23 protein-coding genes are annotated in these 20,763 nt (G+C 60.5%); 8 read left to right on the top strand and 15 right to left on the bottom strand.

The genetic code is table 11. The features are described from left to right. Positions 1-6: 6 nt before the first annotated feature. The 7 genes from soxB to ACMVPR_RS00235 all read right to left on the bottom strand — a co-directional run bounded on the left by soxB (position 7) and on the right by ACMVPR_RS00235 (position 5,463). Positions 7-1,704, bottom strand: coding sequence for a thiosulfohydrolase SoxB (gene soxB, locus ACMVPR_RS00265; protein WP_416881212.1), 1,698 nt, complete (start codon positions 1,702-1,704; stop codon positions 7-9). A gap of 94 nt (positions 1,705-1,798) precedes the next feature. Next, the gene (gene soxA / locus ACMVPR_RS00260) at positions 1,799-2,650 is read right to left on the bottom strand and encodes a sulfur oxidation c-type cytochrome SoxA (protein ID WP_416881211.1); all 852 of its coding nucleotides are present in this window, start codon (positions 2,648-2,650) and stop codon (positions 1,799-1,801) included. Positions 2,651-2,708: 58 nt separating this feature from the next. After that, entirely contained in the window at positions 2,709-3,035 is a 327-nt protein-coding gene (gene soxZ / locus ACMVPR_RS00255; RefSeq protein ID WP_292268978.1) for a thiosulfate oxidation carrier complex protein SoxZ, read from the bottom strand. Between the two features lie 31 nt (positions 3,036-3,066). After that, positions 3,067-3,483: a thiosulfate oxidation carrier protein SoxY gene (soxY, locus tag ACMVPR_RS00250; RefSeq protein WP_292268979.1), complete on the bottom strand. Its 417-nt coding sequence runs from the start codon at positions 3,481-3,483 to the stop codon at positions 3,067-3,069. Between the two features lie 29 nt (positions 3,484-3,512). Beyond that, entirely contained in the window at positions 3,513-3,992 is a 480-nt protein-coding gene (soxX, locus tag ACMVPR_RS00245) for a sulfur oxidation c-type cytochrome SoxX (protein ID WP_300586449.1), read from the bottom strand. A gap of 128 nt (positions 3,993-4,120) precedes the next feature. Continuing rightward, positions 4,121-4,699 (bottom strand): thioredoxin family protein, encoded by a 579-nt coding sequence (locus ACMVPR_RS00240; RefSeq protein WP_416881210.1) that lies wholly within the window; start codon positions 4,697-4,699, stop codon positions 4,121-4,123. 26 nt (positions 4,700-4,725) lie between these two features. Beyond that, positions 4,726-5,463, bottom strand: a complete 738-nt coding sequence (locus tag ACMVPR_RS00235) for a cytochrome c biogenesis CcdA family protein (RefSeq protein ID WP_292268984.1) — start codon at positions 5,461-5,463, stop codon at positions 4,726-4,728. A gap of 69 nt (positions 5,464-5,532) precedes the next feature. Between ACMVPR_RS00235 and ACMVPR_RS00230 the strand changes: the two genes are divergently transcribed. The 4 genes from ACMVPR_RS00230 (at position 5,533) to ACMVPR_RS00215 (ending at position 8,642) form a co-directional block, all read left to right on the top strand. After that, the gene (locus tag ACMVPR_RS00230; protein WP_416881209.1) at positions 5,533-5,937 is read left to right on the top strand and encodes a thioredoxin family protein; all 405 of its coding nucleotides are present in this window, start codon (positions 5,533-5,535) and stop codon (positions 5,935-5,937) included. Between the two features lie 9 nt (positions 5,938-5,946). After that, positions 5,947-6,282: an ArsR/SmtB family transcription factor gene (locus ACMVPR_RS00225; RefSeq protein ID WP_416881208.1), complete on the top strand. Its 336-nt coding sequence runs from the start codon at positions 5,947-5,949 to the stop codon at positions 6,280-6,282. Positions 6,283-6,363: 81 nt separating this feature from the next. Beyond that, on the top strand, positions 6,364-7,425 hold the full coding sequence (locus tag ACMVPR_RS00220; RefSeq protein ID WP_416881207.1) for a YeeE/YedE family protein: 1,062 nt from the start codon (positions 6,364-6,366) through the stop codon (positions 7,423-7,425). Between the two features lie 152 nt (positions 7,426-7,577). Next, on the top strand, positions 7,578-8,642 hold the full coding sequence (locus ACMVPR_RS00215) for a Hint domain-containing protein (protein ID WP_416881206.1): 1,065 nt from the start codon (positions 7,578-7,580) through the stop codon (positions 8,640-8,642). A gap of 32 nt (positions 8,643-8,674) precedes the next feature. Here ACMVPR_RS00215 and ACMVPR_RS00210 read toward each other — a convergent pair whose 3' ends face one another. After that, positions 8,675-9,196 carry an SH3 domain-containing protein gene (locus ACMVPR_RS00210; protein WP_416881205.1) on the bottom strand — a complete coding sequence of 174 codons (522 nt, stop codon included), beginning with the start codon at positions 9,194-9,196 and terminating at the stop codon, positions 8,675-8,677. A gap of 118 nt (positions 9,197-9,314) precedes the next feature. On the opposite strand from ACMVPR_RS00210, the gene ACMVPR_RS00205 reads away from it, so the two are divergent. Genes ACMVPR_RS00205 through speB form a run of 4 tightly spaced genes read left to right on the top strand, consistent with a single transcriptional unit; the run spans position 9,315 to position 12,430 of the window. Beyond that, positions 9,315-10,301 carry a 2-hydroxyacid dehydrogenase gene (locus tag ACMVPR_RS00205; protein ID WP_300586459.1) on the top strand — a complete coding sequence of 329 codons (987 nt, stop codon included), beginning with the start codon at positions 9,315-9,317 and terminating at the stop codon, positions 10,299-10,301. A gap of 51 nt (positions 10,302-10,352) precedes the next feature. Further along, complete coding sequence (pdeM, locus tag ACMVPR_RS00200) at positions 10,353-11,033, top strand: ligase-associated DNA damage response endonuclease PdeM (protein ID WP_416881204.1); 681 nt, start codon at positions 10,353-10,355, stop codon at positions 11,031-11,033. A 27-nt stretch (positions 11,034-11,060) separates the two neighbouring features. Further along, the gene (locus ACMVPR_RS00195) at positions 11,061-11,474 is read left to right on the top strand and encodes a PaaI family thioesterase (protein WP_416881203.1); all 414 of its coding nucleotides are present in this window, start codon (positions 11,061-11,063) and stop codon (positions 11,472-11,474) included. Between the two features lie 11 nt (positions 11,475-11,485). Then, positions 11,486-12,430 (top strand): agmatinase, encoded by a 945-nt coding sequence (gene speB, locus ACMVPR_RS00190; protein ID WP_416881202.1) that lies wholly within the window; start codon positions 11,486-11,488, stop codon positions 12,428-12,430. 29 nt (positions 12,431-12,459) lie between these two features. Here speB and folD read toward each other — a convergent pair whose 3' ends face one another. The 7 genes from folD to pal form a co-directional block, all read right to left on the bottom strand. Beyond that, on the bottom strand, positions 12,460-13,359 hold the full coding sequence (folD, locus tag ACMVPR_RS00185) for a bifunctional methylenetetrahydrofolate dehydrogenase/methenyltetrahydrofolate cyclohydrolase FolD (RefSeq protein ID WP_416881201.1): 900 nt from the start codon (positions 13,357-13,359) through the stop codon (positions 12,460-12,462). Positions 13,360-13,491: 132 nt separating this feature from the next. Continuing rightward, positions 13,492-15,168, bottom strand: coding sequence for a formate--tetrahydrofolate ligase (locus ACMVPR_RS00180; protein ID WP_416881200.1), 1,677 nt, complete (start codon positions 15,166-15,168; stop codon positions 13,492-13,494). Between the two features lie 148 nt (positions 15,169-15,316). Continuing rightward, the gene (locus tag ACMVPR_RS00175) at positions 15,317-15,913 is read right to left on the bottom strand and encodes an MOSC domain-containing protein (RefSeq protein WP_416881199.1); all 597 of its coding nucleotides are present in this window, start codon (positions 15,911-15,913) and stop codon (positions 15,317-15,319) included. Positions 15,914-16,044: 131 nt separating this feature from the next. Beyond that, positions 16,045-17,976 (bottom strand): ATP-dependent zinc metalloprotease FtsH, encoded by a 1,932-nt coding sequence (ftsH, locus tag ACMVPR_RS00170; RefSeq protein WP_416881198.1) that lies wholly within the window; start codon positions 17,974-17,976, stop codon positions 16,045-16,047. A 79-nt stretch (positions 17,977-18,055) separates the two neighbouring features. Next, positions 18,056-19,405: a tRNA lysidine(34) synthetase TilS gene (gene tilS, locus ACMVPR_RS00165; protein ID WP_416881197.1), complete on the bottom strand. Its 1,350-nt coding sequence runs from the start codon at positions 19,403-19,405 to the stop codon at positions 18,056-18,058. Next, on the bottom strand, positions 19,402-20,223 hold the full coding sequence (locus ACMVPR_RS00160) for a tetratricopeptide repeat protein (RefSeq protein ID WP_292266302.1): 822 nt from the start codon (positions 20,221-20,223) through the stop codon (positions 19,402-19,404). The genes tilS and ACMVPR_RS00160 overlap by 4 nt, the downstream gene beginning before the upstream one ends. A gap of 11 nt (positions 20,224-20,234) precedes the next feature. Continuing rightward, entirely contained in the window at positions 20,235-20,753 is a 519-nt protein-coding gene (gene pal, locus ACMVPR_RS00155; RefSeq protein WP_416881196.1) for a peptidoglycan-associated lipoprotein Pal, read from the bottom strand. Positions 20,754-20,763 lie beyond the last annotated feature (10 nt).

Raw genomic sequence — 20,763 nt, 5'->3', positions numbered from 1 at the left:
TTGAAGTTACGCGCCCACGACGGTGACGCTGTCATTGGGTTGAACGGTGACGGTGCCAAGCTTTTTGATATGTGCTTCGACCACGTCCCAGATTTGCGGACCTTCGGTACCTTCGTTGACCGACGCCCAGCCTGCGACGACATAATTCTTCGCCGGATCAATGGCTTCGCCGGTCTTGAGCAGCACCATATCGGTGATGCGTTCGCCCTGCGGCTTCTGCACGTCGATGCGGTAGCCCATGCCCCCGATACGCACCATGTCGCCACCCTGCTGGTAGTAGGGATCAGGGTTGAAGATGTTGTCGGCCACGTCTTCGAGGATGATCTTGAGGAACTCGCCGGTCATCTCGGATCGGTAGGCTTTGCCGTAAGTCATGGAGGTGACGTTCCAGATATCCTCGCGGGTGATGTTGTCACCGGGGATCAGGCTTGGCCCCCAACGCACGCCCGGCGAAAGCGCGATGTCGGCCTCGCGTTCGCTCATCAGCGCATCGCAAATCAGGTCGTCCCATGTGCCGTTGAAGTTGCCACGACGGTACAGAAGGCTGTCGGTCTGGCCGATCACCTCTTCCAGCTCGGCCTTGTAAGGCGCGCGCTGTTCGTCGATGAGCGCGGTCATCTCGGGATCGGGCGTGATCACGTCCGAGAAGATCGGGATCAGCTTGTGGCGGAAGCCCATCATGCGGCCGTTCTGGATGTCGAGATCGACGCGGCTGACGAATTTGCCGTTGGAGCCAGAGGCCACGATGATCGTCTCACCCACCAGAACCGGCTCGGGCAGAGCGTCGTGCGTGTGTCCGGACAGGATCACGTCGATGCCTGTCACTTTGCTGGCCATGCTCTTGTCAACGTCGAACCCGTTGTGGCTGAGGCAGACGACGCATTCGGCGCCTTGTGCACGCACTTCGTCGACCATCATCTGCATGTTCTCGTCACGGATACCGAAGGAGTATTCCGGGAACATCCAGCCGGGGTTTGCAATCGGCATATAGGGGAAGGCCTGACCGATCACGGCGATCTTCACACCACCCCGTTCAAAGAACTGGTAGGGTGGGAACAGCTCGGCCGGTTCGTCCCATTCGGCGTCAAAGATGTTCTGACCGAGTGCCGCGAAAGGCAGACCTTCGACGATCTCCTGAACGCGGGCCGAACCAAGCGTGAATTCCCAGTGGAAGGTCATCGCATCCGGGAGAAGCTGGTTCATCACGTTGACCATGTCCTGCCCTTCGGTGTGGTAGCAGGTATAGGACCCGTGCCACGTATCACCGCCATCCAGCAGCAGAGCATCCGGGCGATCGGCCCGGATCGCGTTGACCACAGTGGCCACGCGATCCAAGCCGCCGACGCGCCCATAAGCTTTGGCCAGGGAGGAGAAATCGCCAGAGCTGAGCGCGTAGTGGGAGGGGCTGCCGTCATCGATGCCGTAAAGCTTGCGGAAATCGGCCCCGGTGACATGTGGCACGGCACCGCGGTTGTCACCGACACCGATATTCACCGACGGCTCGCGGAAGTAGATCGGCTTGAGCTGGGCGTGAATGTCAGTGACGTGGATCAACGAGACATTGCCAAAGGTGTCGAACTGCAAAAGCTGATCCTGAGTCAGCGCCTGTTGCGCTGCCAGACGGGACCAGTTGCCGAAACCAGATGCGCCGACAAGCGCGGATGCGGCCATCGACACCTGAAGGAAATCGCGACGTGAGATCATGGGAAGGCCTTCTTGGATTTCCGGTCACACATTCGCATGTGTGAATAAGTTGGATGGGAAAAAGCCCGCGCCGTTGCCAGCGCGGGCCTTGAGATTATTGACGGACCGACGGACCTTCGACGCTCAGGCCATTGCCGCGCGAGGCGACATAGACTTCGAGCGCAATGAATTCCGATGAGCCGACTGCAAATGTCTCGGCGCGGGTGTCACGGATACAGCCGCGGAAGCGGTTATGTGTCTGTACGAGACCTGCGTTCTTGAGACGATAGGTCGGGAAACCGTTGATTTGACCCTGAGACAGGTGGTCGGCACGGATGTAGTTGCCGTAGTTCTGTTCATGGCAGTTCGCGCAGGACAGCTCGAGCTGACCGTAGCGGGTGTAATAGATTTCCTTGCCCTTCTCGTAGTATTCTGCGGCAGGACCGTCGATGGCCACGTTCACAGGCATACCACGCGACTGGACAGAGATCAGGGCCTCCATCGCAGTCATCTGTGCGCCGTCATATTTGTAAGCTTCGGCACCCATCTGTTCGGTGCGGCAGTTGTTGACCTGCATCGCAAGCGTCCGCATCTCACCGGCTTCGGCGTTCCACTTGGGGTACACCGCACGGACACCGGCAAGGCTCTCGGGGCCTTCGTGACACGAGGCGCAGGACTTTTCAGCCGTGCCTTCGACGGTGTTCCATGCGTCGATCGCCTGATCCACGGCGATCATGCCGGGGTTATCAAAGGTGTCCGTCTGCATCGCCTGGGTGTCATCTTCCCGGAAGTGCCAGCCCGAGATGATGGTGTCGATGCCTGTCTCTGCCATATGCGCGGGTGCCGCAGTCTTGGAGATCATGACCTCGCCGTCGATGGACAGCGTATCGTCATCCGCTCCGCCAGCGAAAAGCATCGGGGCCGAGATGGCCAGCGCGGCGAACGCTGTCATTGCCTTATATTTCATTCTGTTCCCTCCCAAAATTATCCCTGCCCCGTGAACCGGGACAGGAAGGAGCTTCTGCTCAGACCGCGATGGATTGTGTATCGTTGTAGACGGACCCGTCATCGTCGTACCAGGTGAACGCGAAATCACCGGCTTCGGGCACAGTGGCCTCGAATTCGAAATACGGGTTGGTCGAAATCGCCGGTTCCATCGTGATGTCAATCACGCTCTGGCCGTTGAACTCGCAGGTGAAGCGGTTGATGATCGAGCGCGGGATCGGATTGCCGCTGCTGTCTTTGCGCTGGCCCGATTCCATCGGATGGCTGATCAACGTCTTGATGACGATTGCTTCGCCAGCAGAGGCGGACTTGGGAACCTTGACGCGGGGTTTTACACCGGATGCCATGTTTTATCTCCTGAAATCTGTCTGTTGACCGTTAGCCGCCACAGCCGCCGATTGTGACCTTCACGGTCTTCGAGCTGCGGGCAAAGCTGCCATCGGCCAGTTTGGCGATGGCGATAACGTCCTGGGTACCGGCAAGACGCATACGCGTGCTGGCGGATTGGGACGCGGCGAGCGGGCCAAAGTTGAACGTTGCAACGCCGGGTGTCGGGTTGCCTGCGGCCAGAATCATGATCGCCGTTGCGCCGGGTGCCGACACCGAAATCGGAACCGTGTTGCCGTTCTCGGCAATCTCGGGGGCGGTCAGTTCAACACCGGCATCGCCAACAGCGGCACCACCGGTGAAATTTGCGATCGCATCGTCAACCGCAGCGTTGGCGCGGAACGGCAGGACGAAGGTCAGCGCCGCTGCCCCCGTGAGTGCCAAGGTTTCGCGTCTCGTGAAATCCATGTCTTATCTCCTAATTCAGTGACAGCAGCTCAGCTGCCCTTCAGCGTCAGCAGGAACGCCACCACATCTTCGATTTCCTGCGCCGTCAGAATGGGCGTCAGGTCTTCTTCTTTTGCACCTTTACCGGTGTAACCATCACCGGGGCGGATGAATCCGCTGGTCTTGTAGAAGGCGGGCATCACGCTGCCTTCGAACGTCATCTTGGCGTTGGCCACGATGCCGCGCAGTTCTTCGGCACTGCGGTAATCCGCGATACCATCAAGTGTCGGACCGACCTCGCCATGGAAAAGAGCATCGCTTAGCGCGGTTACCGCATGGCAGGCCACGCAGTTGCCCTTGCCGCGATTGGTCATGATTTTGGCGCCGTTGGCTGCGTCGCCCTCGACACCCGACAACGATGCCGCGATCGCGCCGTAGTCGTCGAATTGCACCTCACCCGGAGTGATCGGGTTGGCGATGGCTGCCGTCGCGAAAATCACGACAGCTGCGGAAATACCTGTTAGCTTCATTGTCCCTCCCTTACCGCCCGATACGTTGACCGAGCTGACATATGGCTTTGTATACCGTAGGCCACTGACCTTGATTCACGCAACAACAAATTCACAGAAGTGAATAATTGAGTATGAATGTCGCAGGATCAGTCGGTGCTTCCGTTGCTGCGCTCCTGAATCCGGCGTGCATGGTAGCGCTGAAAATCCTCTTCAAATTCAGGCATGTAGCGCTTTTCAACAACCCATGTAAACATGTCCAAAGTGGTCCCCTTGCCAAAGGCGCCCGGCATCACTGCAACGGACGCTTCGAGCGCGTTTTGGTCCTCTGGCACCTCTTCCGGCAGGAAAACGATGTTCGGTGTGAAGAGCACTCGCCACTTTCGGGCCATGTCTTTCTCGGACAGAACCTCACCATCAAAGTCGGTGACTTCGATGTCGCCATGCAGGTTCAATTGCACCACGAAATAGTTCTCGGCGATGAAATCGCTGACCGTGGCATCCGAGAACACCTCCTTGTGCATCTTCTCGCAATAGATGCATCCACGTTGTTCGAAAAACAGCACCAGCCGCTTGCCCTCGGCATTCGCTTCACCAAGGTCCTCGCGCAGATCCTTGAATGTGTCGCGCATCCACGGCTGCTTGTGCAAACCGTCATCCCCAAGCTCTGCCGCCGCCACCGGAAGCGCCATCACCAGCGCCAATGCGCCTGCCAGAAAATGTTTCATCTTCCTTCCTCCTCCTCGGTTGACGGTCATCCCAGCGATGACCAATTCGGGAACCAGCGTAGCATGGCATCCGCGATCAGGTTCACGGTATCCGTTGCGATCAGCACCGCAAACAGGATCAACATACCGCCCATGACCTTTTCGGCGTAGCCCAGAAAACTGCGGTTGCGGGCGGTCCAGCGCAGGAACGGGCCGGAAAACAGCGCCGCAATGACAAAGGGGATGGTCATGCCCAGCCCGTAAACGAACAGCAGCAATCCGCCTTGGTAGATGTCCCCCATCCCGCCCGCGATCATCAGGATCGAGGCCAGCGCCGGGCCGACGCAGGGCGTCCAGCCAAACCCGAAGGCCAGCCCCATCACATAAGCGCCGATCAGCGTGGTCGGTTCGGTTTTCGCCTCCACCCGTGCCTCGCGGTAAAGGATCGGGATGCGCACAACGCCAAGGAAATGCAGGCCAAATGCCAAAAGCACCGCCGCCGCGACATAGCGCAAAGGCTCACGATAATCGGCAAAGGCTTGCCCCACCGCCGTCGCCCCCATGCCGAGCAGCACAAAGATCGTCGTCACACCCAGCGCAAACAAACAGGCCGAAAGAACGAGGTTCCACGCGACCCCGCGCGGTACATCCTCTTCACCCTTCAGTTCGTTCATCGAAATCCCGGCCATGTAGCACAGGTAGAAGGGAACCATCGGCAGAATGCAGGGCGTGAAGAAACTCAGGAGCCCCGCAAGTGCCGCGCCCGCGAAAGAAATATCGAACATGGACGGAGATTCCTTGAATTATTCACATATTCAGATTAAGTGTTTTGTCCAGACGCCGTCAATTGGTGAATGATGAACGCATTGAACGCCCTCGCGCTTGTAACTGGTGTATTGGTTTTTCCGGCATGGTCCTCGGACGCTCTGGCAGAACCGTTCCTTGTTATGGTCGAACAACCGGGCTGCATTTACTGCGAGCGGTGGGACGCAGAAATTGGTCCGGCTTATCCCAAAACGGATGAAGGCAAGTTTGCGCCTCTTTTGCGTGCAGATTTGCGTCAGGGACCGCCGGAAGGCATCACCTATGCACGTCGCGTACTTTTCACGCCAACATTTGTTCTGGTAAACGAGGGTCAGGAACAGGCGCGTATTGAGGGGTATCCCGGTGAAGACTTTTTCTGGCCGCTGCTGACAAAGCTGCTGTTGGACAACACAGACTTCGCATCATCCACCGGGACTGAAACGTTCAGGAACTAGAGGCACGGCATGGCACTTCCTCAGCTCAGTCCAGATCTGAACGAAGACGAACTTGATCGGATCGTTGACAAGGCCACGACTGCGTCCAATTTCCTCAAGGCGATCAGCCATGAAGGTCGCCTGATGATCCTGTGCCACCTCGTCACCGGCGAAAAATCCGTGACCGAGCTCGAGGAACTGCTGGCCGCCCGTCAGGCTGCGGTGTCGCAACAGCTGTCCCGGTTGCGGCTGGAAGGGTTGGTTATTCCGCGGCGCGATGGCAAGACAATCTTTTACCGTCTTGCCGATGACAAACCGCGCAAGATGCTGGAATGCGTATACGACTTGTTCTGCAAAGACGACTGAAGCCGCCCTCTACTCTTTCCTTGCTCTCACATCGCGCTGACCGCATACTTGACGCGGGAGCCTGTCTTGGGAGGACAGCACATGCTGGAGAGCGTTCCGGAGCACATCATTGTGGCCGCCGTTGGATTATTTGGTGGTGTCCTTCTGGGACTGGCCGCAAGACTTGGCCGATTTTGCACATTGGGCGCGATCGAAGACCTGCTTTATGGCGGCTCTGATACCCGTATCCGCATGTGGGGCATTGCCATCGGCACCGCGATCGTTGGCAGTTTCGCCCTCATGGGGGCCGGTCTCGTTGATGCCGGGACGACCTATTACCTGTCGATCAACTGGTTGCCCTGGGCCTCGGTCGTAGGCGGTCTGATGTTCGGCTATGGCATGGCACTTGCCGGAAACTGCGGTTACGGCGCGGTGGCCCGGTTGGGCGGCGGCGACCTGCGCAGCTTTGTCATTGTGCTTGTCATGGGCGTGTCGACCTATGTCGTTCTAAGCGGCCCGCTGGCCCCCTTGCGGGACATGCTGTTCCCGCAAAGCCCTGTTCTCCCCGGCGACGTGCCCCCCGGTATCGCGCATGCGACCGCGCATTGGACCGGCGTTTCCTCAACAGCAATCGGACTGAGCATCGGCCTGATCGTGCTGGCCATCTCTGCCAGCTCGCGCGCCTTTGCTGACAACCCCAAATCGGCTGTCTGGGCGGTCGTGGTCGGTCTGGCCATCATCAGTGGCTGGGCTGGCACGTCATGGGTGGCCAACACCGGCTTCGAAGCGCTGCCTGTCGTGTCGCACAGCTTTGCCGCGCCCTTGGGCGAAAGCATCCTGTGGTGGATGATCGGCTCGGCACAGCCAGTCAGCTTTGCCGTTGGATCGGTTGCAGGTGTCTGGCTGGGTGCCTTCATCGGATCGCTCATTAAGGGACATTTCCGCTGGGAAGCCTGCGAAGACCCGCGGGAATTGCGGCGCCAGATCTTTGGCGCAGCGCTGATGGGCGCAGGAGCGGTCATCGCTCTGGGCTGCACCGTCGGCCAGGGTATCAGCGCCTTTTCCGTCCTCGCCTTGAGCGCACCAGTGACTTTTCTCGCAATTTTTGCCGGGGCCGCTTTTGGCTTGCGGCAGTTGATCGTCGGGTTCAACCCAGCAGAATAGCGCTTACCCTGCGTCACCCGTTGCCCAAGAATCACGGTGCGCAATAAATTTGCGGCAAAGCTGCACGTTGGCGTAATTTTGCCTGCACACCTGCGCAACGCGCGCTAACTTTAGATAAAAAATAAAACTAAAGAGAGCAGGCATTCAGGAACATGGGAACGGCTTACAATGGCACGTTCGTCATCTCCTGGTCGCAGACAAATATAGACACGCTTCAGTCGGCTCCGGTCGATTTCCTGAAGGTCGGTGTGACTTGGGGTTGGGAAGGTGAGGCCGTCCGCGTGGATGGACCGAACGACCTGTTGCGACTGGACGATGCGGAGGGAGAGGCGGATCGCCGGAAACGGGCGGCGCGCATGGTGCGACGTCTGGTTGGGGCGGCCATCGAAGACACCACCGACCTGAGCGTCATCGCGGTTGACCACCCGATCGCCGACAAGTGCTTTGTCCTGACGGATGGCCGCAGCACCTACACCGTCACACTGATCGAGTCAGGCACGCGCAAACCACCGCTGCTGATGTTCCTGAATTCTTTGCCGCCGAAAAACAGCGACCTGTGGGTCGTTCACGCATCATTGGTGAATACGATCACGCAAAGTGATGCCGAACACCAAGGCGCTGTGATCTGCTTTACACCCGGAACGCGCATTCTGACGCCCGACGGTGTCAAACTCATTGAGGAGTTGCGCGAAGGCGACCTCGTGCAGACGAAAGACAACGGATGCCAGCCGATCCAATGGATGGGTCAGCGCCGTATGAGCGGTGCGCGGTTGTTCGCGATGCCGAAACTGCGTCCGATCCGCATCCGCGCGGGATTGTTCGGGCTGGATGAGCCTGACGAAGATCTATTGGTGTCACCCGAGCATCGGATGCTGGTCAAGGGTCGCGTCGCGATGGATCTTTTCAACACGCCCGAAGTTCTGGTTGCCGCGCGTGATCTGGTAGACCATGAACGCGTGTCGATTGACCTGAATGTGCGCGAAATCACCTATGTGCACATGCTCTTGCCGCAGCACGAAATCCTGTTCGCCAATGGAGTCGAGTCGGAAAGTTTTCACCCCGCAAATGCCGCCTTGTCGACCTTGGACCCAGCGGATCGCGCGCGTCTGCGGGACATGCTGCCCAGCGTCGAATTCAACCCGCAAGGCTATGGCAACTTTGCGCGGCGCAACCTGTCCTCGTCCGAAGCGGCGATCCTTATTCATCAGGCAGCCTGACCCTCACGAGTCAGGTCAATTCCCGTGCTGGATTACTCGAAAACCTCTTCTGGCAGAACGCCCCAATAGGATCCCTTGCGCGCCCATCCGCGGTAACCGCCAGCCGACAATTCGCACCAGTCGGGCAGACATTCGCGAACCTCAGCCACGACACCCAAAGCCAATTGCGCGTTGACCTGGGTCGAAGAATCCGGCCGCGCATAAAGGTTAAGCAAGTCGACTTCGACAATCGCCGTGCGCACCCCGGACAGCAGCGAATAATGCACCCAGCCGCCGGCCCCGTCGCGGTCCTGAACGCGACGCCAATGTTCATGCTCTGCCGTGATCTGCAACGGCATGTTGCGACGTTTGTAGACCCAGTCGATTCGGTGCGACAGCGACGGGCCACGCCGGACATTGCCCTCGCTCGCCTTCATGGAAACGAAGCGCGGCAATGGCAAATTCGTCACCGAACCACGATCTGCGGCCATCGCGGGGCCGGAACTCAGCAGTCCGATGATCAATGCGACGGACAGGGAACCACCCATCAACGCCCGTAACGAAAGCCAGCTCATGTGATGCGCCTCAATTTGCTTGGTTTTTTGGTTTTTGGCGGCAGGTTCTTGTGCCCGCCGCGCCTTTGGGACACTGTGCCAAAACCTGACACGCCGGGGAAGTAGTGGGAGCGAAAGCATGCCATCAAAACGTCTGAGTGTTGTCGTCACGCGACGTTTGCCGGACGCCGTCGAGACACGCCTGAAAGAACTGTTCGACGTCCGCCTCCGGGACAGCGATGAACCGATGACCCAAGCCGAGTTGATCGAGGCGGTCAAAGTCGCCGACGTCCTTGTCCCGACCGTCACTGACAGGATCGACGCCGGTCTGATCGGTCAGGCCGGAGACCAGCTTCGCCTGATCGCCAATTTCGGTGCCGGGGTCGATCACATCGACGTCGACACGGCCCGCAGCCGCGGCATCCTTGTTTCAAACACCCCCGGCGTGGTCACCGAAGATACCGCCGACATGGTCCTTGCCCTCATGCTCAGCGTGACCCGCCGCATTCCCGAAGGCCTTAGCGTGATGCAGACCGGCGATTGGGAAGGATGGGCGCCGACAGCGTTTCTGGGCGGTCGTCTGGGTGGGCGCCGTCTTGGCATTCTTGGCATGGGACGCATTGGTCAGGCGGTTGCGCGCCGTGCCAAAGCCTTTGGCATGCAGATCCATTACCACAACCGTCGCCGCCTTCGCCCCGAGATCGAAGACGCGCTTGAGGCGACCTATTGGGAAAGCCTCGACCAGATGGTCGCGCGCATGGATATTCTGTCGGTCAATTGCCCGCATACGCCTTCTACTTTCCACCTGCTCAACGCGCGGCGGCTCAAACTTCTCAAACCCAGCGCGGTGATCGTGAACACCTCGCGCGGCGAGGTGATCGACGAAAACGCCCTGACCCGCATGCTCAAGGCGGGTGAATTGGCCGGCGCAGGGCTTGACGTGTACGAACACGGCCATCGCGGCAATCCCGAACTGCGCAACATGCCGAATGTCGTCATGCTCCCCCATATGGGGTCGGCCACGCAGGAAGGCCGCCTTGAGATGGGCGAGAAAGTCATCATCAACGTCAAAACTTTTGCCGATGGACACCGCCCACCCGATCAGGTGGTGCCCGCCATGTTGTGACAGGGGTCATTGGCCCTTGCCATCGTTGTAAGGTCCGGCGATGAACAAAGCATGAACGCGCTTGAGTTTTCTTTCCAGTCCGAAACCCTGCACGCCCTGCCAACGGGCGGGTTATTTTGGCCAGCGCAAGAACTGCTCGTCGTGTCTGACCTGCATCTTGGCAAATCCGCCCGCGCCGCGCGCTTTGGTGGCGCGCAATTGCCGCCCTACGAAACAACCGAAACACTGACCCGATTGTCGGGCGATCTGACTGCGACCAAAGCCCGTCGCGTGATTTGCCTAGGCGACAGCTTCGACGCACCTACGCTGCAAACAGCGCTGCCCGAGTCCGACCTCTTGAGCCTCACAACGCTCCAAGCAGGTCTCGATTGGGTCTGGATCGAAGGCAATCACGATCCGGGTCCCGTGCAGCTTGGCGGCACCCACCGACGCAGTCTCATCATTGGCCCCCTGCACTTTCGCCATATCGCGGAACCCACCCCGACGCCCGGCGAAGTCTCAGGCCACTACCATCCCAAAGCCACGCTGTCGCTGCGCGGTCGCGCCTTGACACGGCCCTGTTTCCTGTTTGACGAAACACGCCTGATCCTGCCCGCTTACGGCGCCTTCACCGGTGGATTGCACAGCCATGATCCCGCGCTGACCAGACTGATGTCACCGCACGCACAGGCCATTCTGACCGGACCCAAGCCCTGCAAAATCCCGATGCCGGGCCTCGCCCCCTTGTCTTGACCCACGCGGCATGCTCACTGTTTGCGCATGAGCACGAACCCACGCATTCAAGCCAGCTTCGACAGCCAGTCCATGATGGCAACCTTGGGCGCAGAACTTGTCGAAACCGGCGAGGGCACCGCGACCATAAGCGCCCCGATCCTGCCCGGATCGCGCCAGCAGCAAGGCTTCGGTCATGCGGGCCTGACGTTTTCCATCGGCGACAGCGCAGCGGGTTATGCCGCCCTGACGCTGATCCCGGATACCCAGGAGGTCGTGACTGCCGAGATCAAGATAAACCTGCTGGCCCCGGCCATCGGCGACCGCCTTATCGCCCGTGGCCGCGTGATCAAACCCGGACGGCGTCTGATTGTCGTCGCCTCTGATGTTTACGCTGAATCCGATGGTACCGAACGCCACATTGCCAGCCTCATGGGCACCATGATGCCCGTCGACCTGTAAAGGAACAGTAAATGCCGACATACAACCAGCCCTTGGGCGGCAACACATCCCCCCGGTTCTCCGGCCCCAACACGATGATGCGCCTGCCCGCGCAGCCCACCGCCGAAGGGCTGGATGCGTGCTTTGTCGGCATCCCGATGGACCACGGCGCGTCGAACCGCCCCGGAACACGGCTTGGCCCGCGCCAAATTCGCGAAGAAAGCCGCATGATGCGCCCCTATAACATGGCCACAGGGGCGGCGCCGTTCGAGTGTATGCAGGTGGCGGATATCGGCGACGTGGCGGTGAACACCTTCGATTTGAAGAAAACCATCGGCATCATCACCGACCATTACCGCGAGATCCTCAAACATGACACGATCCCGCTGACATTGGGCGGTGACCACACACTGACATGGCCCATCCTGCGCGCGATCAAGGAAAAACACGGACCCGTCGCGCTGATCCATGTGGATGCCCATGCCGACACCAGCGATGAGATGTTCGGCGAGAAAGAAGCCCACGGCACCCCCTTCCGCCGCGCGTGGGAAGAAGGCTGCCTGCAGAACGACAAGGTCTGGCAGATCGGCTTGCGTGGATCGGGGTATTCCCCGGACGACTGGAACTGGGCACGCAATCAGGGCTGGAACGTTATCCCGGCGGAGCAATGTTGGTATAAGTCACTGGCCCCTTTGATGGCCGAAATCCGCGCCAAGATCGGCGATGCGCCGGTTTATCTCAGCTACGACATCGACAGCCTCGACCCTGCTTTCGCCCCGGGCACCGGCACGGTCGAGATGGGCGGCCTCAGCACATGGCAGGCGCTTGAAATCGTGCGCGGCTGCGCTGGCTTGAACCTCGTCGGCGGTGATCTGGTTGAAGTATCGCCGCCCTTCGACACCACGGGCACCACCGCCCTGATCGCATCGAATCTTCTGTTTGAGATGTTGTGCGCGTTGCCCAAGGCGCAGGCGTAGGAAGGCCGGGCGATCGCCCGGCGCGGGGCTCAGGCCGTCAGCCCTTCGGGTTCTTCAATGCCATGCGCCCTACAGCAGGCGGTGAGGGTATTGGCGAGCAGGCAGGCGATGGTCATGGGGCCGACGCCGCCGGGGACGGGTGTGATCGCTCCGGCCACCTCGGACACCTGCGCAAAATCGACGTCGCCGAGGAGCCTGGTCGCGCCGGGTTTGTCGGGATGCGGAATTCGGGTGATGCCGACGTCGATCACGGTGGCCCCCGGTTTGACCCAGTCGGCCTTGACCATCTCGGCCCGTCCCACGGCGGCCACCAGAATATCGGCGCGCTTGCAGACAGCGGCCAAATCCTTGGTCCGCGAATGCGCGATGGTCACGGTGCAGTTTTCCTGCAGCAGCAATTGCGCCATCGGCTTGCCGAACAGGTTTGACCGCCCGATCACAACTGCGTCCAGCCCCGACATGGCATCGATCTGGTCGCGAAGCAGCATAAGACACCCCAGCGGCGTGCAGGACACCAGCCCCTTTTCGCCACTGGCCAGAAGACCGGCGTTGACCACACTCAACCCGTCCACGTCCTTGGCCGGATCAATCCGCGCGACAACAGCACGTTCATCCAGATGATCCGGCACCGGGAACTGGCACAGGATGCCATGCACATTCGGATCGGCGTTCAACCGGTCGATCAGCGCAAAAAGGTCCGCCTCGGACACATCCGCAGGCAGCTTGTGCTCGAACGAGGCCATGCCGACCTCGACGGTCTGCTTGTGCTTGGCGGCGACATAGACCTCGCTCGCCGGGTCCTCGCCCACCAGCACAACCGCCAGACCCGGCGTGATGCCGTGATCGGCCTTGAGCCGCGCGACATGCCCTGCCACCTGCCCGCGCACAGTGGCGGCAAAGGCCTTTCCGTCGATGATCCGAGCGCCCATGATCCGTCCTTCTTCTCTTTTCAAATACGCAATTCCGCCAGATGCCCTCCAAGACCGCCCGCTGGTCACGGGCACCTTGCGGGATGGCGGGTGGGGCGATGGGCCAAACCCGAGCGCCCACCCGCCATCGGCTCAGAACAAGCCTTCGATCTGGCCCGCCTCGTTCAGGCGGATGTTCTCCGCCGACGGCACCCGCGGCAGACCCGGCATGGTCATGATCTCACCGCAGACCACCACGACAAAGCCCGCCCCGGCAGACAGACGCACTTCGCGCACCGGCACCGAATGGCCGGTCGGCGCGCCGCGGCGGTTCGGATCGGTGGTGAAAGAATACTGCGTCTTGGCCATGCAGACCGGCAGATGGCCATAGCCCTGCTCTTCCCACAGCTTCAGCTGGTCGCGGATCTTCTGATCCATCAGCGCCTCGTCCGCGCGGTAGATGCGCTTGGCGATGGTCTGGATCTTGTCGGCCAGAGACATCTCGTCCGGGTAGATCGGCGCAAAGTTCGCCTGACCCGCATCCGCCACTTCGGCCACCTTGCGTGCCAGATCGGCCGATCCTTTCGACCCCAGCTCCCAATGGCGCGACAGCACCGCTTCGGCGCCATGCTCTTTCACATAGGCCTTGATCGCGTCGACCTCGGCCTCGGTGTCGGTGACGAAGTGGTTGATCGCCACAACCACCGGCACGCCGAAGGATTTGAGGTTCTCGATGTGACGGCCCAGGTTCGGGCAGCCCTTCTTGACCGCCTCCACATTCTCGGCCCCGAGATCGGCCTTGGCGACACCACCGTTCATCTTCATCGCCCGCACCGTGGCCACGCAGACCACCACCGACGGGGCAATGCCGGCCTTGCGGCACTTGATGTTCATGAACTTCTCGGCACCGAGATCGGCCCCGAAGCCCGCTTCCGTCACCACGTAATCAGCAAGCTTGAGTGCGGTTGTGGTTGCGATCACCGAGTTGCAGCCATGGGCGATGTTGGCGAACGGGCCGCCATGCACGAAGGCCGGGTTGTTTTCCAGCGTCTGCACGAGGTTAGGCTGCATCGCATCCTTGAGCAGCACCGTCATCGCGCCTTCCGCCTTGATGTCGCGGCAGAAGACCGGGCTGCGGTCGCGCTTGTAGGCCACGATCATGTCGCCCAGCCGCTTTTCGAGATCCTTGAGGTCTTTCGCGAGGCACAGGATCGCCATGACTTCGGAGGCCACGGTGATGTCATAGCCTGCTTCGCGCGGAAAGCCATTGGCCACACCGCCCAACGAGCACGTGATCTGGCGCAGCGCACGGTCGTTCATGTCGACCACACGCCGCCAGACGACACGGCGGGTGTCGATGTCCAGCTCGTTGCCCCAGTAGATGTGGTTGTCGAGCATCGCCGACAGCAGGCTGTGCGCGCTGGTGATGGCGTGGAAGTCGCCGGTGAAATGCAGGTTCATGTCCTCCATCGGAACCACCTGAGCATAGCCCCCGCCAGCAGCGCCGCCCTTCATGCCGAAGTTTGGCCCAAGCGAGGCTTCGCGGATGCAGACCATCGCCTTCTTGCCGATATGGTTCAGACCATCGCCCAGACCCACCGTCGTCGTCGTCTTGCCCTCGCCCGCCGGCGTCGGGTTGATCGCGGTCACAAGGATCAGCTTGCCATTCGGACGATCCTGCACCGAGTTGATAAAGGATTGGCTGACCTTCGCCTTGTCATGGCCATAGGGCAAAAGGTCATCCGACCCGATCCCGATCTTCTCTCCAATCTCCATGATCGGGCGCTTCTGCGCCTCGCGCGCAATCTCAATATCCGACTTGTACGACATGAAAGGGCTCCCCTGTTCGGAACGTCATTTGCCCCACGCATACCTTTGTGCACCAGAGCCGTGGCACGGTGAAACCGACACTTCCCGGCTAAACTGCGGCGGGATCATTACCGCGCCGACGCCAATCGGAAACACCACGGCGTTTACGCTACGAACGCGCAGCTTCGAGATGTGGCCAGACCGGCTGATCAGGCACATGCAGCCGAAGGCTGTCACCCAGAGCGAGCGTTCCCGGTCGTTCGACCCAGGCGGTCACTCCCCGGCGATTCCGCGCGGCAGTCTTGAATGCCTTTCCCTTGCCCGGATGCACCGCTTCGATCTCGCGCGCAGGAAGGTGGCAGGGGCGGTTCTCCATATCCACGATCAGCGTGACGCCGTCCGGCCCCTGCAGGCGCGACGATGGCGGCACATATGTGAAATCGGGGATCCCTTCGATCACGAGGGTTGCGCCCAACCAGACGGGATCGATTGCGTCCAAACCCATATCCGATGCGATCGCGGTCAGATCCTCGGTCGACAGAACTGACAATTGACGCACGTTCGCGATGTCCGTGCCGCGTGGATGTTGAGTGGTGACCCGGCTGCAGGATGGCCTTGTCCGTCCTGAATGACGCTCACCCAGCGGTCCGTCAAACCCAAGCTCCAAGCGGTCCAACGGCGCCGACAGGATCGCCTCACCCGCAAGGGGAACGCATCCGATCCAGCGAACGACGGCGGTGAAATCAGTAGATTTGAGGGCGGGCACAGCACATCTCCAGAAACGTTTTTGCGCAAGAAAACGCGGCTTCCGTCGATGGACAACCCGAAAGATGACAAAGCGGCAAAGAAAAACCCCGACGCCAGGACGCCGGGGTTTGTGCCGTCAATGTAAGAGGATCAGAGCGTTGGTTCCGGCTCCAGATCACCGTCGTCCTTGCGGGCCTTGGTCTTGGCCTTGGTCTTGGCCTTGGTCTTCGGGATCGCCGTGATGCTTGGTTTTTCAGCAACGTCGCCCGGATCATCATCGTCACCCGCCTGCGGAGATTCGCCCCGCATCACGCGTTTGATCTCTTCGCCGGTCAGGGTCTCGTATTCCAGAAGCCCCTGCGCCAAACGTTCCCATTCATCCTTACGCTCGGTCAGAATGGCGAAGGCGCGTTCGTACGCGTCCTGGATGAACCGTTTCACCTCTTGCTCGATCATTTCCTTGGTGTTGGCCGACACCGAGAACCCGGCGGTGTTGCCGCTATAGCCTTCCGCAGCTTCGCGGTAATCGATATTGCCCACTTTGTCGGACATGCCCCATTGCAACACCATCGCACGGGCCAAAGCGGAGGCCTGCTGAATGTCCCCCGCAGGGCCGTTCGACACGTTTTCAGGGCCGTATTTGATGATCTCGGCGGCCTTGCCCGCCATGGTCATGGCCAGCTTTTCCTCGCATTCGGACTTGTGCCAGTTCAGGCGGTCGATTTCCGGCAGAGACACAACCATCCCCAGCGCGCCACCGCGCGGAATGATCGTTGCCTTGTAGACCGGATCACATTGCGGCAGAGCCAGACCAACCACGGCGTGACCTGCCTCGTGGTAGGCGGTTTTTTCCTTTTGATCCGGCGTCAGCACCATGGAGCGGCGTTCCGCGCCCATCATGACCTTGTCCTTGGCGTTCTCGAAATCTTCCATCGTCACGAAACGACGCCCGACGCGCGCCGCCATAAGTGCGGCTTCGTTCACGAGGTTCGCCAGATCAGCGCCCGAGAACCCCGGCGTTCCGCGTGCGATGATGCGCAGGTCCACATCCGGGCCCAACGGCGTCTTGCGCGCATGCACACCAAGGATCTTTTCCCGGCCCTTGATGTCGGGGTTCGGCACCGTGACCTGACGATCGAAACGACCCGGACGCAGCAGAGCGGGGTCCAGCACGTCACGACGGTTGGTCGCAGCGACGATGATCACACCTTCGTTCGCCTCAAACCCGTCCATTTCGACCAGAAGCTGGTTCAGCGTCTGTTCCCGTTCATCGTTGCCGCCACCATAACCGGCACCGCGGGCGCGGCCGACGGCGTCAATCTCGTCGATGAAAACGATACATGGCGCGTTCTTTTTCGCCTGTTCAAACATATCGCGGACGCGGCTGGCACCAACTCCGACGAACATTTCCACAAAGTCGGAACCCGAGATTGTGAAGAACGGCACCCCCGCTTCGCCTGCAATGGCGCGCGCGAGCAGCGTCTTACCGGTACCCGGAGGACCGACGAGCAATGCACCTTTCGGGATCTTGCCGCCCAGACGCGAGAACCGCTGCGGATTTCGCAGGAATTCCACGATTTCCTCAAGCTCTTCCTTGGCTTCGTCGATCCCGGCGACATCGTCAAAGGTCACGCGGCCATGCTTTTCGGTGAGCAGCTTTGCCTTGGACTTTCCAAAGCCCATCGCACCGCCTTTGCCACCGCCCTGCATACGGTTCATGAAATAGATCCACACACCGATCAGAAGAAGGAACGGGAGCAGGCTGAGCAGGAAGGACTGGAACCCGGATTGCTGCTGCTGTTCGGCGCGGATCGGAACGTCATTTGCGATCAAGAGATCGGTGACCGTCGCATCTTCCGGTTTGATGGTCACATAGTCCTGTCCGTCCGCGCTGCGGAACCGAACCTGTTCGCCGTCCAGTGTGACAGAGCTGACCGTGTCGTTTTCAACGGCCGACACGAAATCGGAATAGCTGATCTCACGGCTTTGAAGCGTATTGCCACCGCCGGAGAAGATGTTGAAAAGCGCAAGGATCAACAGGAATAGGACGACCCAAAAGGCGATATTTCGTGCGTTGCCCAAGGAAAATTTCTCCTGAATCTGACAAGGGCGGAAAAGCCCGCGTCTCTTGGCCTATAACATAGACATGCGCAGCGCGGGTTCAATGCGAAAGACAAAATGCCTCAAAACCGGTGTCTGCCCGCCCAAGCACAAAGCGGGACACGTCTAGTGTCGGCCCAAACCCCAGCGCGGGACAGGCCAAAAGCGTGCCGTCGGACCATACCGACGGCAATGCCAAAGCCGCCCGGAAAGGAAGGGTAAGTCCCGACCTATCCACGATCTGCTTCCAGCCCTCTTCGCCCAAGGCGTGGACTGTTGCATCGGCGGGGCATAGGCCAGCGGGATCGACCAAGCGCCATTGCCCGTCCCAAAGCTCTCCCAATGGGGTGTCCACCCTGGCAACGGCAGCCCCTTCTCGGACAATCCGCAGGTAAGCTTTTTCCACCAGCACTTCCGCGCCATGCAGCGTGCCACCGCCGCCGGACAGAACCTGCGTCAGTAGCGCCTCGCTTGATGCAGCGCGCGGCCTGTATTCTGCAGCCGCGACATAGCATAGCCCTGCAGTGAGCAGCCGCAGGCGCGTTTCCTCGTCCAGAGCCGCAAACCCATCGCGGTCAATGCGCACCTGTCCCAGAGGTGCAGCAGATGACAGCGACCGAACCGCGTCGACCAGCCGAGCTTTCAATCCGTCGCGCGCACGGGCCATGCGCCGCGCCGTATCCGAAAGAACGGTTGCCGTGATCCCTTCCTCGCTCAAATGTCTTAACAATTGACGAACGCGCACGCGCTCGAAATCACGGTTGTCATTGCTTGGGTCCTCCACCCATCGGCCTTTCAGGACCTGAAGGTAGTGCCGAAGCTCTGAACGCTGCATCTCGAGGCAAGGGCGCAGCACAGTATATCCCGGAATGACATTGTCTCGACAGGGGGCCACGCCGTCGATCTGTGCCGCTTCAAGTGCCGGCACATTCACCGCATGCGGCGCGACCTCTCTAAATGCAGCCATGCCGGAAAGCCCGTCAACTCCCGACCCCCGCGCCAGACGCATCAGCACGGTTTCCGCCTGATCGTCGAGTGTATGTGCGAAGAGGACGTGGCGCAGGTCTCCGCGCCACTGGTCGATCAGAGACAACCTTGCCCGGCGCGCCGCATCCTGCACATTGCCAACCCCGTCCCAATGCCAACGCACCGTGGCATGCGGCCATCCGAGTGCCGCACATTCTTCCGCGACCATATCGGCCTCAACGGCACTTTCCGGGCGCAAGCCGTGATCGACCGTCGCCACCCAAAGCCGAATACCATAGGTGCGGGTCCAGTTATGCGCGAGATACAGCATTGCCATGCTGTCACCGCCACCGGAGACGGCCAATCCGAGATCGGAGGGAAAATCGGGGCCAAGCAAGTGCCCCATCGCGTCCGCGAACCGCTGCAACAGCGGCGTATCGGTCACTGGCAACTCAGCCGGTCTTTGGCGGCATCGGCCTGCGCAATCGCATCGCTGCTGCCCGGATAACGACCAGCCACCTCATTTAGCGTCACACACGCCTCGGCCAGGTTCCCAAGCGCCCCCAAAGCCGCGCCCAGTCGCCACAGCGCCTCTGGACCGGCGGCATCGTTGGGATAGCCGGCATATGCCTCGAGATAGCGGCGCGCCGCATCGCGCGTGTTGCCCAATCCTTCAAGCGCCCGGCCTTCGGCCACCAGCGCCTGCGCTTCTAGCGGTCCACCCGGATAGGTCTGGCGAAAGGCCGCAAACTGGTCTGCGGCGGATTGAAAGTCACTGTTGGCGAGCGCCTCCCCGGCTCGCCGAAAGTCCGTTTCTTCACCAACTGCCAATTGCGTGCCACCCGCCTGCGGTGCGGCAGGCTGGACGGAAGGAACGCTGGGCGACTGGGGAACGCCGCCAAGCGTCGGGGTCTGACCCAACGCGCCGATGTCGCAGCCGGTCTCCAGCTCGCACAACCGGAATTCCAGATCGCCAAGACGCTGCGCGCCGTCCTCGGCCACGCGCCCGACGCGGAATTCCAGTTCTTCGGTCTTGGCCGTAAGACGCTGCAATTCGCTTTCGATCGCATAGAGCCGGTCCAACGCACCTGCTGGCAACGCAAGCGAGGAACCTCCGGTTGTGCTCAGCTCGCGTTTGAGCTTCTGGATCTCGACAAACAGCACCGACATGTCCTGCCGGATGTCTGCAAGCGTTTCCTGCGCCTGCCCCGCAAGCGGAGCAAAGGCCAAAGCACATCCCAGAAAAATCCCCCTCAAACGCATTGTGATCTCCGTCAGCCTGTCAATCCGGCGGAAATGATTGTCACGGCCCGCCGGTTCTTGGAGTAACAGGATTTGTCCGAGCAGATCTCAATCGGGCGTTCCTTGCCGTAGCTCACAAAGCGCAACCGGCTGGACGGAATGCCTTGCCCGATCAGGTATTCCATCACCGCATTGGCGCGACGCGCGCCCAGCGCGAGGTTGTAGGCGCGGGTGCCCTGTTCATCGGCATGGCCTTCGATCACCGCATTGTAGTCGGAATTGGTCAGCAACCACTGTGCCTGTCCATCCAACGTGGCCCGCGCTTCGGGGCTGAGCGAAGATTGATCGACGGCGAACAGAACGCGGTCACCGACGGTCTGCTGAAAATAGGCGGGCGAACTTGGATCGCTCGCACTGCCGGGCAAGATGCCCCCGGCACTGCCGGTTGCCGCGTTGAGGTCCACGGCGTCATTGTCAAAGCGATTGGCATTGGTACAGGCCGACACGGCCAGAACGGCCATCAGCATTGTGAGTTTTGCGGTTAGTCGCATGGGATGTCCT

The organism is Marivita sp. (assembly GCF_048006345.1).
Taxonomy (GTDB): Bacteria; Pseudomonadota; Alphaproteobacteria; order Rhodobacterales; family Rhodobacteraceae; genus Marivita.
Note: the sequence above shows the minus strand (reverse complement) of the source record. Positions and strands in the feature narration are given on the sequence as shown.